Source organism: Paenalicyclobacillus cellulosilyticus (genome assembly GCF_014647315.1).
GTDB classification, from domain to species: domain Bacteria; phylum Bacillota; class Bacilli; order Alicyclobacillales; family Alicyclobacillaceae; genus Alicyclobacillus_J; species Alicyclobacillus_J cellulosilyticus.
Map to the genome: position 1 here is coordinate 1 of NZ_BMOY01000018.1, position 15,180 is coordinate 15,180.

Here is a 15,180-nt window from a genome sequence, read left to right on the forward strand (position 1 = left end):
GCACGCCCGCGTCTGTGCACGGTGCTTCCGCCGCGCCCGCGGCCCCGGCGCGCCCGCTCGCCTTGCCGCGCAGTTGGCAGGCGGCCTGCGCCCGCGCAGGCATCCCGCCATCCGTCCTGCGCCGCTACGCGTGGGAGATATCGGAGGTCCGTCACCTCGGAACGGTGATCAAGGTGGAAACGGATACGGGGACGTTTGTCGTCAAGGAGACCCATCTGCCCCCGGCGCGGGTGGCGTTCCTGGCAGCCGCCATCCTTCATGCCCAGGCACGCGGCTGCCTGCGCACCGCGGCCATGGTCCCGGCGCGGGACGGCCAGCCGTACGCTGTGGCGGATCGCCGGACGTTCTACGCCACCCCGTTCATCGCGGGTGCGGCAGCCAACTTTGCGTCCGCGTACCATGTCCGCCAAATTGCGCACACCCTTGCCGCATGGTACGAGGCGACGCGCGGCTTCCGGCACGCCGGCGCCCCCGCGCCGGTCGGCATGGAGGCGCTGCTGCGCCGCCGTGCCGATGACCTGCGCCGGTTCGCGGACCATGCGGAGCGCAAAGCAGAACAAGACGCGTTCGATGAGCTGTTCCTCGAGTGGTACCCCGCATTGCGGAAAGACGCGGAGAAGAGCCTCAGCCTGTTGGCGGAAGCCGACGTCGCGGCGTTCCTGCGCAGCGAGATGGCCGCGCCCGGCCTGTGCCACCTCGATGTGACGCCTGCCAACTTCATCCTCGCGGCCGACGGCGCGTACGCGCTCGATTTCGATCTCGCCGCCTACGCCCCGCGGGCGCTCGACGCCGCGCACCTCATCCGCCGCGGCCTGCAGGCGTCGGCTTGGTCCGCCGACGTGGCGTACGCCTGCTTCGTGGCCTACAACGAAGCGCGCGCGATGTCGGCGGCGGAGTACCGCTTGGTCGAAGCGCTGCTCCGCTTCCCGTACCGCGCCTGGCGCCTGGCGAGCACCCGCTACACCGTGTTCGCCGAACCGGCACAGGTGACGGAACTGGCGGACGCCTGGCGGGAGGAGCCGCGGCGCCAAGCGTTCCTCGACGCGTACCGCGAACAGATTGCCCGCTTGCAGCGGGATGCGTGACTGGCCCGCAACCGCCCCCAACCCTGCACCATCCACAACCCCGCACCATCCACAACCCTGCGCCGCCCTCAACCCTGCGCCCGCCCCGCGCCGGACGCCCCGGCGCGCTCGTGGGCGAGCAGAACCGCCTTGCGGTCGAGATCGCGCCCGGCGTAGCCGACGAGGCTGCCGTCCTTGCCGATGACGCGGTGGCAAGGGACGAGGATGGGCACGCGGTTGGCTCGGTTCGCCTGTCCCACCGCGCGGACCGCCTGCGGCCGGCCGAGCGCGGCCGCGACGTCGGCGTACGACCAGGTCGCCCCGTAAGGGATGGTGCACAGGACACGCCAGACGGCCAATTGAAACGGAGTCCCCCACACCGCCACAGGGACGGTGAAGCGCCGGCGCGCCCCGCGAAAGTAGTCGGAAAGCTCCGCAACCGCCTGCCCGGCCCAGTCCGCCGCCGCGCGAACCTCCTCCGGCGTGGCGGCAGGGTCCGGGCTCGTGCCGGGCGCCGCCACCCGTTTCTCCGCCCACGCGACCGCCACCACGCCGCACGCGCTGGCACCGACCCACACGTCGCCGACGGGTGTCCCCGGGCACACCGCCCACACCAGCGGCGCACGCGGTGCCGGCAGCTCCACCCAGGGCACGCGGGTGTCCGCCGGCGCAAACGCCTCCTGACACTGCCCTTGGCGCACGCTTATCCCTCCTCCACCGCCCACGCCATCTCCGCCTTGACCGCTGGGTCTTCTTCCCGCACGTACGCCGCCCGCACCGCCGCGGTGCCCGCCGGATCGCCAATCCGCCATAGCGCCCACGCCGCACTCGCCCGCAGCTCCGGCCGCGGGTGCGAAAGAAACGGCACAACGTGGGGCACGGCGCGCGGGTCCCGGCAGTTGCCCAGCGCGATGAGGGCGTTGCGCTTCCAGGTGGCGAGCCCCCGCCACGCAGCGGCTGTCCGACCGTAGCGGCGAAGAAATTCACGATTGCTCCAGGAGAGGATGGCAATCAAATCCGGATACGCCAATTCCCCCTGCGGCAAGAACTCCGGATGGACCGCCGCGGCGGCCGCTGCGTTGTGCGGGCACGCCCACTGGCAGGTGTCGCACCCCCACACCCGCCGCCCCAGCGCCACGCGGAATTCCGGCGGGATGATGCCCTTCATCTGCGTGATGTACGACAGGCACCGTTTCGCGTCGATGACACCGGGTGCGAGCAGCGCGCCGGTCGGGCAGGCGCGCAGGCACAGGTCGCACGTCCCGCAGCGGTCAGGCTGCGGCGATCCCGGTTCCACCTCGACGTCCGTGAGCAGCGTCCCCAAGAACACATAGGAACCGTGCTTGTCCGTGTAGAACATGCAATTCTTTCCAATCCAACCGATGCCTGACCGTTCCGCCACGGCCCGGTCCACCAACGGCGCGGTATCGACGGCGATACGCGCCTTGACCGGCCGCCCCAGATACGCCTCCAACGCCCGGTGGAGGAGGTGGAGGCGGCGCGCCAACACCTGGTGGTAGTCCTCCCCGTACGCGTACACGGTCAAGCGGCCATGCAGCCCCTTGGCCGGGTGGCGGCGGGCCAACCGGCGTCCCGCCGGCGTCAGATACGCCAACGCCACCGCAATGAGCGATCTCGCTTCCGGCAGCCAACGCTTCGGGTCGATGCGCTCGGCGATGTCCTCCCACTCGAAACCGGTGCGCCCGCGCGCCGCATACGCGGCGAGGCGCGGAACGAGTTCGGGAAACGGATCGGCTGTGGTGGCGCCGATGGCGTCAAAACCCAGTTCCTGCCCCATCTGCCAAAGCGCCAACCGGTTCACCTCGTACACGCCGAACCGCCCTCGCCCGGGCGCGGCACCGCGCGGCGAGCCAATTCGTCGCAGCGCTCGTTCCACTTTACACCCGCGTGGCCCCGCACCTTTTCAAAACGGACGTCGTGCTTTTCCATCTCCGCGAGAATCTGCTCCCACAAGTCGCGGTTCTGCACCGGTTCGCCCTTGCTGTTGCGCCACCCGTTGCGCCGCCATGTCACGTACCACTTTTGGCGGAAGCAGTTGACCAGGTACGCCGAATCGCTGTAGATCACCACCCGGCATGGCGTGCGCAGGCAGCGCAACGCTTCGACGACAGCCGTCAGCTCCATGCGCTGGTTCGTCGTGTGCGCCGCGCCGCCGGAAATCTCCTTCACCTTGTCCCCGTGGCGCAGCACCGCCGCCCAACCGCCAGGTCCGGGATTGCCGGAACACGCACCGTCGGTATAGATCTCCACCAAAGCCCTCGTTGCGCCTGGAGCCTCTTGCCCTGCAGCGGACACGGGCGTTCCTCCCTTCGCCTCGATTATACATGCATGGATACGCGCATGCTTGCCCAGCCGGGGCGCATACTGGAGGGCGAGGTGATGGCACATGGCGGAGGTCACCATCACGCGGCCCGCCGCCCGCAAGGCGCAGAAACTGGCGGGCCTCGCGCCGTACGTGTTCGCGCAACTCGATGAACGGGTGTACCGACTGCGGGAGCAAGGCGCGGCGGACATCGTCGATCTCGGCAAGGCCGACCCGGACCAAGCGACGCCGGCCGCCGTCGTGCGCCGCCTGCAGGAGACGGCTGCCGACCCGGAAAACCACCACTACCCGGCGTTCCGCGGGTCCTTGTTTTTCCGGGAAGCGGTGGCACGGTTCTACCGGCGGCGCTTCGGCGTGATGCTTGATCCCGAGCGGGAGGTCCTTGCGCTCATCGGATCGAAAGAGGGGTTGTTCCACATTTCGCTGGCGTACCTTGACGCCGGCGACCTGGCCGTCATCCCGGACCCGGCATTTCCCGCCTACGACGACGGGGTGTGGTTTGCCGGCGGCCGTGCCGTGCGCGTGCCGCTGCGGCGGCATCTCGGCTGGTTGCCGGACCTCGACGCCGTCCCGGCGGACATCTGGCGGCGGACGAAGCTCCTGTTCCTCAACTACCCGAACAACCCGACCGGCGTGTTGGCGCCGCGTTCGTTCCTCGAACGCGTGGTCGATCTCGCCCGCCGCTACGCATTCCTCATCTGTTATGACCACGCGTACAGCGAGATCACGTACGACGGCCGCGTGTCTCCCAGCATCCTCGAGGTGCCGGGCGCCAAGGACGTGGCGGTGGAATTCATGACCTTCTCCAAGACGTTCAACATGGCCGGATGGCGGCTCGGCGCCGCGGTGGGGTGCGCGGAGGCCATCGAGAGCTTGCTCGTGGTGCAGAGCCACATCAACTCCGGCATCTTCGCGCCGATCCAGTTCGCGGGCGCCACCGCCCTCGACGAGGTGTGGCCGAGCCCGTTCGCGGCGGCGCTGCGCGCCGAGTACCAACGCCGGCGCGACTATGCCGTGCAATCCCTGCGCCGGATTGGCTGGCATGTCGATCCGCCGCAGGGCGCGGTCTACCTCTGGTTGCCGGTGCCGGCAGGCACGGACGGCGAGACGTTCGCCGAGCGGTTGCTCGAAACGTACCGCGTCGTCGTCGCCCCGGGCAGCGCCTTCGGCCGAACGGGCAAGCACCACGTCCGCATCTCGCTGACGACGGCGTACGAGAACGTGGTGAAAGGCATCGACCGGCTGGCGGAGTGCCTGGCCAAGGCGGGCGAGCCACCCTGGCCGGACGCCCGTCCGGAACCCCCTATCTGGTGAACAGACGCCAGAAGATGACCGCCGACACGGCGAACGACAACCCCGCCAATGCGTAAGCTGCCGCAGCCGCTTTGGCGGGCGCCCGCCGCTTCGTCAACCAGCGCCCGTACAGCGCGGTGTACACCAGGACGTACAACGGGATCACCATGGCGGCAAGGAACTTAAGCATGGTGTATCCCCCGCTTCCGGCCGCGGATGGCGAATGCCAGGCCGGCAACCGCCAACGGCATCCCCAGGTTGAGCAGCCATCCCCACGGCATGTAGTACACGTCGTAAACGTGGAGGACGAGGCCGACGTTGGGCGGCCACATCCCCAAGGCGAAACACAGCATGGCCATCGCCGGCAGGGCGGGGCGGAACGACGGCCACTCGCAGGCGCTGGCGAGGATGTAGCCCATCGCCCACAGGCTGACCGCCAGTTTCGCCAATGCGGCCGTCACCCACAGGAACACATAGACGCTCTCCAAGCGCTGCATGTACCGCCCAACGTAAATCATCCGCGCCAGTTGATAGAGCGGGAACGGAGACGACGGCGATCCAGGAGCAGGAAACACCATTTGGTACGCCATGATGAACATGCTGACGAGGACGGACGACAGGGCGATGCTGACGACACCGACCCGCCGCAGGTCTTTCGGATTATGGGCGTGCGGGTAGACGATGGTCAAAAGCACCACGTTGAGCACCAGGGAGCAGGCGTGCAACCCGCCCTGCAACACCGCGGGCAACCCGCGGCCGAAGACGGGAAACAGCCACGCGGGGTGCCACCAATTGACGGTCAGGACGCACAGGCTGACGATGCCGACCAAAAGCACCGGGAATAAGATGTACGCGGTGCGGGCGATGCCCTCCAACCCCATCCAGGCGATGTAGAGCGCCGTCAACATCGCGAGCCCGCCGACGAGAAAGATGGGCGTGAACGGCAACACCGTCGAGACCACGTTTTCGCTGAACTCGCGGAACACCATGGCGTTGGTGGCCAGCAAAAACGCCACAATGCACAAGGACACCAGCGTCCCGCTGACCTTGCCGAAGCACGTCGTCGCAATCTCGATGATGTCCATCCCCGGGAAGCGGCGCGCGATGACCGCATCGACCGCCAGGAACGCCGCGATGCTGATGGCCCCGGCGATGAGCGGCAACATCCATCCGGCTTCATACGCCGTCTCCCCGGCGTAGCGCGGAAAACCGAGAAAGGCGTGGCTGGCCGTGTACACCGTGAACACCGCGGTCAACTCTTTTGCACCGACGCTCGCCTTTTCCTCCACGTGTTGGGTCATGGCCGGCGTGACCTCCCTTGCCGGGAGCGCGGTTTTGTCTCATCGCTCCACGGGCGCGTCACCGGCGCCTGCCGCCAGTCGTTCTGCGGCTGCAGGTAACTCGGCCGCTGATTCATCCGGTATGCCGCCCCGCGGAAGAACACGTCGGGCGCGCTGTCCATCTTCGGCGCCACCGGGGCGAGGATGGGTACGCCGAACGACTTCTGCACCGAGAGCTTGGCGACCATGGCGCAAAACAGGAGGGCGATGCCGTAAAACCCGAACAGGCTGGCGGCGAGGAGGAAGGCGAACCGCATCACCCGCACCCCGAAGCCGAGCGCGTAGTTGGGGATGGCGAACGACGCCAACGCCGTCACCGCAATCACGATGACCAAAATCGGGCTCACAATCCCGGCCTGCACCGCCGCCTGACCGATGATGAGCGCGCCCACAATACCGATAGTGGGACCGATGACCGATGGAATGCGAATACCTGCCTCGCGGATGAGCTCGATGGAAAACTCCATCAGCAACACCTCAAAGATGACCGGAAACGGCACCTGCTCGCGGCTGGCCGCGATGGCGAGCATCAGGTCGGTCGGGATCATCTCCGGGTGGAAGTTCGCGACCGAGATGTAGAACGCAGGCAACAGCAACGCGGCGAACAACGCCAACCAGCGGATGATGCGCAGGAACGTGCCGAACGGCGCCCGGACATACGCGTCTTCCGCGGTGTGCAGCAACGAGAAGAACACCGCCGGCACCGCCAGGACAAACGGGCTGTGGCCGACGAAGATGGCCACATGGCCTTCCATCAGCATGTGGGCGATGCGGTCCGGACGTTCGGTGGCGAGCACCTGCGGGATGAGCGATCGCGGCTGGTCCTCGATGAACTGTTCCAGCACGCCGCTGCTCGGCAGGTAATCGACCTCGATGCTTTGGATCCGGCGCTTCACCTCGGCGACCAACGCCGGATTCACGACGCCTTTGACATACATCACGGCGACGTCGGTGCTGGCGGCTGTGCCGACCGTCATCATCTCGGTGACGAGATCGGGACTGCGCAGCTTGCTGCGCACGAGGCCTGTATTGGCGCGGAAGCTCTCGGTGAACGCGTCGTGTTCGCCGCGCACCACCGTTTCCGTCTGCGGCAAGCCGACTTGGCGATGCTCCCAGCCGCGGGTCTCGACCGCCAGCGCCGCCGGGGAGCCGTCGACCAAGACCGCCGTGTTGCCGGCGAGGATCCCTTGCACCAGGTCGCGCCACTGGTCGAGTTGGGTGATCTGGTTGCCGGGCAGGAGCGCCTCCCGGACGACATCGATGCGTTCCCGCCGCTCCCCGAGCGCTTCGTCCAGATGAGACAACAGCATCAACGGCTGCAGGATGTGGGTGTTGATCACGCTTTTATCGACCAACCCGTCCACGAACACGGCGAGCGCGTCCCATCCTGGTTCAACCCCGACGCGAAACGACCGCAACACGATGTCTTTGTTCTCGGGCAGGTGGAACGTCCGTTCGATGGCCGCCTTGCAGGAGGCGAGATCCGCCGGGACTTTCTCCGGCCACGCGTGGGCTGCACTCCCCGCCGTCGGCGATTCTGAGGCGTCCATCGGCGATGCCGGTGCGCTCTGTGACGATTCCTGCTGCGCCATCCAATCCCGTAATGGCACCGGCCGCACCACCGGAGTGGTTTCCTCCGCCTGGCCATCCGCCGGCCGCTCCCCAGCGGCTTGCGATGCCGAGGCTCGGGAATCCGACGCGCGCGATGCTGACGTTTGCGATGCTGAGGCTCGCGAATCTGGGGCTTGCGGACCTTGTGCCTCTTCTTTCTGAGCCGTCTCCGCGTGGGCGCCTGCCAGCGTGAACGGGTGACGCGACGCCGTGTCGTCGTATGAAAAGAGGCGCTGCAACCAGTCGGGAATGCGCACCCGTTTCCCCTCCCCGTCCCGGATGAACGTCGCAGGTTCCGGCATCCTGTTCATCCCTACGGCTCAGGGTGGGTGGAAGGGGAAAGTTTTATGCGCATGAAATCGATGGATGGCCAGTCTAGCGGGCGGAATGCGCCATGGACGCGATGGACTTGGGGAGGATGTAGATGTTCGCGGTCAGACGCTTGTCGGCCGCGGAATAGCTGACCATGCGCACCCCGTACGGCCGCTGCGGCCGCGCGGAGAAGCGCAGGACGAGTTGGCTGCCCGGATCGTCCACGCGGATCCAATCCGGCCAGGGAAGATGCCGGAAGATGACCATGAGGAGGGACGTGGGAATGGGGACGTGCCCCATCTCCGCCCCCTGGACCTGGAGAACCAGGTCGCCGCCGGCGATGCGGGGTGAGAAGGTGAGGTCAAACGGCACGACGCGATCCGCCAGCTTCACGCCGAGGGACACATCCCAGTTGGAGGCAAAGTGCACCCGGGCGTAGGAGAGCACCTTGCGCATGTCCGGTTGCTGCGCGAGGGCGTACTCCAAATAGGCGTTGATGGCGTCGTCGCCCACCGCCACCTGGACGGCGGCCGCCCCTGCCGGGACCGGGCGCCCGGGCGGCGGGGCGGACTGCGGCGGCAACAAGTCAAGCCACAGCCCGATGGCCGCCACGATGAGGAGGTTGATGGACAACAGCCCGAGGAAGGCGCGCTTCCACACGGCACGGTGCTCCTTTCGGGCGGCCGTCCCCGGCTCGTCTGGACGGGCGCCTGGCGTTGAATTACCATAAATGCATGAACACAACATGCATGAACCCGGCCTGCAACCACGTGCACACCGCGGGCGACAGAGACGACAGGTGGGATGCGACAGGATGAACGCCAACCGCTGGCGCAACGGGGCGCTGGTGTTGATGTTCGCAGGTTTCTTCACGATGTACGGCGGCGTCTACAAACTCCAGTGGATGCCGTTTCTGCTCGTCCTCGGCAGCCTCGGCGTCTTGGCCGGCATCCTCATCTACTTTCGGTTCGGACCGGTCAACCCCCGGCTGCGGACGATGGACTGCCCGCGCTGCGGCGAGCGCATACGCCTGGCGGGCGAACGGGACGCCTGCCCGCACTGCCGCCTCGCATTGTACCGGACGGCGGCGGGGACGTACGAGCCGCATGTGCCACCGGATGCACCGCAGGGCTCGCCGCGCGAAGGATGAAACCCGTGCGTCCGTGGCACTGGGCCGCGCCTGCGCGCGCCGGGCCGGGCAAGGGTCATGACGGCCCCTTGGCTTGCGCGCGGCGAGACGGTTTGCGAGACGGTTTGTGATCTTGCGCCGCGCGGCGGGCCTCGCCGCGCTTGCCTCTTTGCGGTCCGGTCTGTGCGGACGCTGTTTGCGCCGCGGTTTCCGGGAAGACCTTCTCGCGTAATTTGCCGTCCTGCTGCAAGACCTGATAGAACTGACAGAACGACTGCACCGGGCAGATGTGGCACTTCGGATTGCGCGCACTGCACACCTGCCGGCCGTGGTGGATCAGCCAGTGATGGGCCTGGGACCACAGCCGCTGCGGGATGCGCTGGCAGATTTGCCGCTCGGTGATCTCCGGATTCATGCTGTTGGCGAGGCCGAGCCGGTTCGCCACCCGCTGCACGTGCGTGTCGACTGCCAGCGCCGGCACGCCGAACGCGTTCGACACGACCACGTTGGCCGTCTTGCGGCCCACGCCCGGCAACTGCACCAGTTCCTCCTGGGTGCGCGGCACCTCGCCGCCAAACCGTTCGAGGATCATCCGGCTCGCCGCGATGATGTTCTCCGATTTGGCGCGCCAGAGCCCGAGCTCCTTGATGTCGTCGTGCAGGTCTTCCGGGCGCAGCCGCGCGTAGTCCTCCGGTCCCTTGTATTTTTGGAACAAGCGAGCGGTCACCTGGTTGACGCGGGCATCGGTGCTCTGCGCGGACAGCATCGTCGCGACGAGCAGCTCAAACGGGTTGCTGAAGTGAAGCGCGCACTTGGCGTCCGGATACGCCTCGGCCAGCTTGACCAACATCCGGCGCGCATTGGCGCGCGACATGAGCGCCATGAACTTTCTCCCTCTCACTCGGTCGCTGCCTGTCCGGTTTCAGATGGCGAGCGCATTTTGAACCGCGGCCAGAACGCCTTGCAAAGGACGTCCGGGTCCGCGAGGTGTCTCACGAGTAATTCTCGCATGAGCGGCGCCTCGAATTCAACTGCATCCGCAGCGCGGAACGCTGGGAACAATCCCGCCAGCCACAGGTACTCCGGAGCGACCACCCGGTAGCGGCGATGCGCCTCCACCGGCCTGCCCCCGACGGACAGCGACGCCAGCACGGTTTGTCCGTCCGCCGTCCGCCTCACCTCGGCCTCTGCGTTCGCCACCGCCAGCGTGCCGACAATCGCGCCGCGAAAGCCATAGCCGATGCCCGGGCGGTGGTAATACGCAGGTTGCAGCGACAGTTCCACGGTCTGCCAGAGCTGCTCGCCCGTCATCGTCAACCGCACCGGCCGCGTCGGCGTGGTGCAGGCGCCGTGGATGTGGCGCAGGGTGATCCGCCCCGGCAACAGGCTCGCCGTCAAGGCTCCGCTGTGCACCAGCGCCACGTCGCACGGATACACCCGCGCGAGGATCTCGGCCAGCGCATTGGCGAACGGCGACTCCGCATCATAGCGGACGGGCAGAGGACGATGCAGCGTGAGCACCTCCTCTGCGAGGCGGGCCTCGGCCTCACGCACGCAGCCTTGGTACGCCGCCAACATCTCCGCGTCGAACGGACCGTCCAGCGGCGTCGGGATGAGGCGCGTGCGTACCTCTTCCACTTTGCCGCACGCCTGGTTGAACACGAGGACGGTATGCCCGTACGCGAGGGCGTGCTTACCGGCCTGGACGATGGCGGTCGTGCCCACCCACTCGGGCGCTTCAAGAAAATGGTGCGAGTGGGCGCCGACAATCACGTCGATCCCCGCCACCTCGGCCGCCAATTGCCGGTCCGCCCGCAGGCCGAGGTGGGACAGCGCCACCACCAGGTCGCAGCCGTGCTCGCGCAGGCGGCGGACAGCGGCCTGCGCGGCGGCGACCGGATCGGACACCTCGATGCCGAGGACGCGGTACGGCAGCTCGAAGTTGGAAGTCACCCCGAAAACCCCTATCCGGAGCCCCGCCCGCCGGAACACCTGATGATCCCTGAACCCAGGCACCCGGCGGCCTCGCCAGCGCAGGTTGGTGCCAAACACCACCGTCCGGGCCCGTGCAGCCAAACGGGGCCATACGGGCGCCGGCACGGTCAGCCCTTCGTTGTTGCCGAACACCCAACCGTCGACGCCGAGCGCGGCCAAGAGCGCGGCGTTCACCATCCCGAGCGTGCCTTCCGTCTCAGGGCGGACGCGATCCAGCACGTCGCCGACGTCGAACGTCAACACCGGCTCCCCGCCTGCCGTCAATGCGCTGCGCAACCGGCGCAAAGACGCGCCGAGGCGCATGTGGTTCTCGAGTGCGCTGTGCACGTCGTTCACGTGCAAGAGGTGGATGAGCACAGCCTCACCTCACGGATGGAACTGAATGGAGCATGTCCGGCGCAGCCGCCAGTTTGCGCTCGATGCGCGCCAAGCGGTGGCGCAACTCGTCCACCGCGGAGCGGTCGTGGCGGGCCGCCGCCCGTTCCAGCGCCAGGGCGGTCCAGCGGCGGGCGGCGGCGAGATCGCGGGCGTGGTGCTCCGCGAACTTGGCCAACTCCACCAGCGGCGCCACCGTCCACGGGTGGCGATCCGCCATCTCCGCCCACACGGCACACGCGGCGGACCACTGCCCTTGCCGTTTGAAGTACAGGCTGGCCAGCCAGCGCACGCGCCAATCCGCATCCGGCGCATGGACGGCCGCACGGTAACAACGGTCCGCAACCTCGTGCTCCCGCCACTCGGCATGCCATGCGCCCAAGGCGGCGTATCCGTGCGCCCCGTCCGGCGGCTGCTCGCCGGTGTACAGACGGGCCAGCACGGCCGCAAGCCCGGCGAGGGCGCACAGATCTGCCGCGTTGTGGGCCAACACCGGTTCCAGGTCTTCCGCCCGCGGCGCGGTGAGGAACGCAAAGTAGCGGGCAGGCGCCTCCCGCCCGGGGAGATCACCCTGGCGCGTGAGCCCGAGCACGTGCGTCTCGAGCCGGCCGAGCGACACCTTCTCCAGTTGCTTCCGCCACAGCCGCCGGCAAGGGTGCATCAAGTCAGCCTGCAAGGGTTCTCCGGCGAAATCCATGCGGTACAGGCGCAGGCGGCTCTGCAGGAGCGGCCAGTCGAACGCTTTGCCGTTGAACGTCATCACCACCGCGCCGGGCGCACAGAGCCGTTCCCGCACCGCCTGGAGCACCGCCGGCTCCTCCGCGTAATCGGCGACCAGCCACTGCTCCATCACCCACTCATCTTCCGCCAGGTACCCCACACCGTGCAAAAACGGGAACGTGCCCGCGCCCGTCCCGAGGCCGGTGGACTCCGTGTCGTAAAAGAACACGTCCTCCGGCCGGCCGGACCACGCGCCCACCCGCGCGGCCGCCTGCACCACTTTCACCAGCCCCGGGTGGTCCACCTCGCCGAGGCGGACACAGCCGTGGGCAGTGAGCCGGTCGCAGCGCAGGCGGCGCACCCAGTACCATCCCGCCGCGCCCTGTTCACGCACGAAGCCGAGGGCACGCAGCACCGCCGCGGCATCCGGCGCACCGGGCTTTGCGTCCTTGCCGTGGGCGGCATCCGCAAGGGCGGCAGCGGCCGCATCCGGCACGTGGGTTGTGCCCGCGCCGCCCGCCGGGCCCGCCGCGGTCCCGGCAGGATGAGCTGGATGATCCGGTGCGCCGGACCCGCCCGCGCGGCGCACCGACGCCTCCAGCCGCTGCAGCCGCTCCCAGAGCGATCTCGCCATCCCTCACACCTCCACCGTCGTCCCTGCATCCGCCACCGTCGCGAGCAACTCCGCCACCCACGCCTTGGCGCCTTCGCCCGCCACGTGCGGACCGATGCACGAGGGGCAACCCGCATGGCACGGGCATCCGGCCACCATGTCGCGCGCGGTGGCGAACACCTCCCGGCTCGCACGGTAGACGCGCTCGGCCAGGCCGACGCCGCCCGGATAGGCGTCGTACAGGTACACCGTCGGCAACCCGTACAAGACGTCGCGGACCTCGATGGCGGTGTGCAGGTCCGTCGGTGCGCACATGCAGTACAGGCTCGCGGCCTGGCGCAACACGTGCGCCGCGCCGAGCAGCGCGCTCTCCCACTCTGTCCGCGACCACGGCCGCAAAGAGAGCGGCCAGGAGCACCAGAACCCCATGGTGTGCAGTTCCACCTCGGGCAGGTGGATCTTGCCCCAGCCCAGGTTTTCGTGCGTATCGAATTTGATCTTTTTGAACAAGGTCGGCACCGCGTTGACCATCACTTCACCGTATCGCCGATCCGGCGCCGCCCCGCCGCCCGGCTCCTCCGCCAACACGTCGAGCACCGCCAGGCGCACCGCCAGTTCCGCATCCGTGTAGTAGTCGGCCTCCACCGGGGTGACGAACGCCTTGCCGTTTTCCCAATCGAGCTTCTCCACCTGATAGGAACGTCCCTGGTGGAGGTAGATGGCCTCCTCATGCAGCATGGTCAAGGCGCTGAAACGGTCCATCTCCCCGATGACCTGCGGCCGCGCCCCGTGCACATCCACAATCACCACGTTGTCCTGCGCCGCGCTGCGCAGCGACACCGCGTGGCTCGGCAGCGCGTCGGCCATCCAATGGTAGCGCCCGTCGCCGCCCCGGTGCAGCACCCGCTGACTGGCCAGGTACTCGAGCAGCTCGGCGGTCGTCTCCACCCCGAACGTTTCCTCGGCCGCAAACGGCAGCTCGTACGCGGCACACTTGAGGTGGTCCATGAGGATGAGCAGGTTGTCCGGATGCAGGCGGGCCGCCTCCGGCGACGCGGACAACAGGCTGTCCGGGTGGTTGGCGAGGTACTGGTCGACCGCGGAGGCATTGGCGATGAACAGCGCCAACGCCAACCCGTGCCGGCGGCCGGCGCGGCCGAACTGCTGGCGGAGAGAGGCGATGCTGCCCGGGAAACCGACGGCGATGGCGGCGTCGAGCGATCCGATGTCCACCCCGAGCTCGAGGGCGTTGGTGCTGACCACGCCGAGGATGCGGCCGTCGCGCAGCGCACGCTCAATCTGGCGCCGCTCCCCGGGCAGATAGCCGCCCCGGTAGCCCGTGATGCGGCCGCGCAGCGCTTCCGGCGCGTCCTGCTGCCAGTAGCGGGCCAACAGCTCCACCTGGTTCCGCGTCTTCACAAACGCGATGGTCGCGATCCGTTCCCGCAACAGCCTGCCGCCGAGGCGGCGCGCTTCCTGGAGCGCGGAGCGGCGCACGCCCAGCTGCGGGTGCACCACCGGCGGATTGTAGAGCACGACGTGCCGCTCCCCGCGCGGTGCGCCCGACTCGGCGATGACCGCCGCCCCGCGCCCGGTAAGCGACCGCGCCAAGTCCTCCGGATTGGCGACCGTGGCGGAACTGAGAATGAACTGCGGCCGCGCGCCGTAATGGGCACACACGCGCAGCAGCCGTCGGATGACGTTGGCGACATGGCTCCCGAACACCCCGCGGTACAGGTGGGCTTCGTCGATCACGATGTACCGCAGGCCCTCGAACAGCCGCAGCCACTTCGTGTGGTGCGGCAGGATGGCCGCGTGGAGCATATCCGGGTTGGTGACCACGATGTGGCCGGCTTCCCGGATCTTCTGGCGGGCGTGGAGCGGCGTGTCGCCGTCGTAGGTGAACGTATGCACCCGCGTGCGCAGGTGGCCGGCGAGATCGCCGAGCTCCGCCACCTGGTCCTGCGACAGCGCTTTGGTGGGAAACAAGTACAGGGCACGCACCGACGGGTCTTTGCAGATGGCGTCCAGCACCGGCAGGTTGTAACACAACGTCTTGCCGCTCGCCGTCGGCGTGACCACCATCACATCCTGTCCGGCGTGGACCCGCGCGGCCGCTTCCTCCTGGTGGCTGTAGAGGGCTTGGATGCCGCGCGCCAAGAGCGCGGCGGCCAACTCGGGATGCAGCCAACCGGGCAGCGGGCGCCAGACGGCCGGCCGCGCCGGCTCCACGTGCCACGCAGCCACCTGCGCCATGAACTCCGGCGTCCGTCGCCATTCGTCGAGCAACATCGAGAGTTCCATCTCATCCACCCGCCCTCACATTCTCTACGAGACGCCCCCGTCCGCCAGTCACGAAAGCAACCAGGCGACATAGCATGGTA

Annotated in this window: 14 protein-coding genes; 3 read left to right on the top strand and 11 right to left on the bottom strand. The window is 68.1% G+C overall.

What is annotated here, in order from left to right; genetic code table 11:
* Window positions 1-1,085 (top strand): protein kinase family protein (locus tag IEX97_RS06875; RefSeq protein ID WP_188881956.1); only part of this gene is annotated, 1,085 nt, incomplete at its 5' end.
* A gap of 68 nt (window positions 1,086-1,153) precedes the next feature.
* On the opposite strand, the gene IEX97_RS06880 is transcribed toward IEX97_RS06875, so the two are convergent.
* From IEX97_RS06880 to rnhA, 3 genes are read right to left on the bottom strand one after another with little or no spacing between them, the layout of a single operon-like run.
* A complete protein-coding gene (locus IEX97_RS06880) occupies window positions 1,154-1,765 on the bottom strand; it encodes a methylated-DNA--[protein]-cysteine S-methyltransferase (RefSeq protein WP_308426191.1) in 612 nt (203 codons plus the stop codon).
* Window positions 1,766-1,767: 2 nt separating this feature from the next.
* Window positions 1,768-2,895, bottom strand: coding sequence for a tRNA epoxyqueuosine(34) reductase QueG (queG, locus tag IEX97_RS06885; RefSeq protein ID WP_229776561.1), 1,128 nt, complete (start codon window positions 2,893-2,895; stop codon window positions 1,768-1,770).
* Complete coding sequence (gene rnhA, locus IEX97_RS06890) at window positions 2,883-3,335, bottom strand: ribonuclease HI (RefSeq protein ID WP_229776563.1); 453 nt, start codon at window positions 3,333-3,335, stop codon at window positions 2,883-2,885. Before rnhA ends, queG begins: the two co-directional genes overlap by 13 nt.
* A 136-nt stretch (window positions 3,336-3,471) precedes the next feature.
* Here rnhA and IEX97_RS06895 point away from each other — a divergent pair, with 136 nt between their 5' ends.
* Window positions 3,472-4,722, top strand: a complete 1,251-nt coding sequence (locus IEX97_RS06895) for an aminotransferase class I/II-fold pyridoxal phosphate-dependent enzyme (protein WP_188881958.1) — start codon at window positions 3,472-3,474, stop codon at window positions 4,720-4,722.
* Here IEX97_RS06895 and IEX97_RS06900 read toward each other — a convergent pair.
* The 4 genes from IEX97_RS06900 to IEX97_RS06915 all read right to left on the bottom strand — a co-directional run bounded on the left by IEX97_RS06900 (window position 4,712) and on the right by IEX97_RS06915 (window position 8,624).
* Window positions 4,712-4,891: a hypothetical protein gene (locus IEX97_RS06900; RefSeq protein ID WP_188881959.1), complete on the bottom strand. Its 180-nt coding sequence runs from the start codon at window positions 4,889-4,891 to the stop codon at window positions 4,712-4,714. The two genes, IEX97_RS06895 and IEX97_RS06900, sit on opposite strands and share 11 nt — an antisense overlap.
* Window positions 4,884-6,002: a GerAB/ArcD/ProY family transporter gene (locus IEX97_RS06905; protein WP_188881960.1), complete on the bottom strand. Its 1,119-nt coding sequence runs from the start codon at window positions 6,000-6,002 to the stop codon at window positions 4,884-4,886. Before IEX97_RS06905 ends, IEX97_RS06900 begins: the two co-directional genes overlap by 8 nt.
* Window positions 5,999-7,954, bottom strand: a complete 1,956-nt coding sequence (locus IEX97_RS06910; RefSeq protein ID WP_229776565.1) for a spore germination protein — start codon at window positions 7,952-7,954, stop codon at window positions 5,999-6,001. Before IEX97_RS06910 ends, IEX97_RS06905 begins: the two co-directional genes overlap by 4 nt.
* Window positions 7,955-8,027: 73 nt before the next feature.
* Window positions 8,028-8,624 carry a DUF2140 family protein gene (locus tag IEX97_RS06915; protein WP_188881961.1) on the bottom strand — a complete coding sequence of 199 codons (597 nt, stop codon included), beginning with the start codon at window positions 8,622-8,624 and terminating at the stop codon, window positions 8,028-8,030.
* 85 nt (window positions 8,625-8,709) lie between these two features.
* Here IEX97_RS06915 and IEX97_RS06920 point away from each other — a divergent pair, with 85 nt between their 5' ends.
* Entirely contained in the window at window positions 8,710-9,114 is a 405-nt protein-coding gene (locus IEX97_RS06920) for a DUF2614 family zinc ribbon-containing protein (protein ID WP_479684761.1), read from the top strand.
* 55 nt (window positions 9,115-9,169) lie between these two features.
* On the opposite strand, the gene nth is transcribed toward IEX97_RS06920, so the two are convergent.
* From nth to IEX97_RS06940, 4 genes are read right to left on the bottom strand one after another with little or no spacing between them, the layout of a single operon-like run.
* Complete coding sequence (nth, locus tag IEX97_RS06925; RefSeq protein WP_188881963.1) at window positions 9,170-9,976, bottom strand: endonuclease III; 807 nt, start codon at window positions 9,974-9,976, stop codon at window positions 9,170-9,172.
* 14 nt (window positions 9,977-9,990) lie between these two features.
* Window positions 9,991-11,445, bottom strand: coding sequence for a bifunctional metallophosphatase/5'-nucleotidase (locus IEX97_RS06930; RefSeq protein WP_188881964.1), 1,455 nt, complete (start codon window positions 11,443-11,445; stop codon window positions 9,991-9,993).
* Between the two features lie 4 nt (window positions 11,446-11,449).
* Window positions 11,450-12,817 (bottom strand): ribonuclease H-like domain-containing protein, encoded by a 1,368-nt coding sequence (locus IEX97_RS06935; protein ID WP_188881965.1) that lies wholly within the window; start codon window positions 12,815-12,817, stop codon window positions 11,450-11,452.
* Window positions 12,818-12,820: 3 nt separating this feature from the next.
* Window positions 12,821-15,100 carry a DEAD/DEAH box helicase gene (locus tag IEX97_RS06940; RefSeq protein WP_188881966.1) on the bottom strand — a complete coding sequence of 760 codons (2,280 nt, stop codon included), beginning with the start codon at window positions 15,098-15,100 and terminating at the stop codon, window positions 12,821-12,823.
* Window positions 15,101-15,180: the final 80 nt, after the last annotated feature.

Bases quoted from the DNA above. Each gene is read 5' to 3' on its own strand.
- nth (WP_188881963.1), bottom strand. From the start codon at position 9,976: ATGGCGCTCATGTCGCGCGCCAATGCGCGCCGGATGTTGGTCAAGCTG.
- IEX97_RS06935 (WP_188881965.1), bottom strand. From the start codon at position 12,817: ATGGCGAGATCGCTCTGGGAGCGGCTGCAGCGGCTGGAGGCGTCGGTG.
- IEX97_RS06920 (WP_479684761.1), top strand. From the start codon at position 8,710: ATGCATGAACCCGGCCTGCAACCACGTGCACACCGCGGGCGACAGAGA.
- IEX97_RS06905 (WP_188881960.1), bottom strand. From the start codon at position 6,002: ATGACCCAACACGTGGAGGAAAAGGCGAGCGTCGGTGCAAAAGAGTTG.
- IEX97_RS06910 (WP_229776565.1), bottom strand. From the start codon at position 7,954: ATGCCGGAACCTGCGACGTTCATCCGGGACGGGGAGGGGAAACGGGTG.
- IEX97_RS06940 (WP_188881966.1), bottom strand. From the start codon at position 15,100: ATGGAACTCTCGATGTTGCTCGACGAATGGCGACGGACGCCGGAGTTC.
- IEX97_RS06895 (WP_188881958.1), top strand. From the start codon at position 3,472: ATGGCGGAGGTCACCATCACGCGGCCCGCCGCCCGCAAGGCGCAGAAA.
- IEX97_RS06900 (WP_188881959.1), bottom strand. From the start codon at position 4,891: ATGCTTAAGTTCCTTGCCGCCATGGTGATCCCGTTGTACGTCCTGGTG.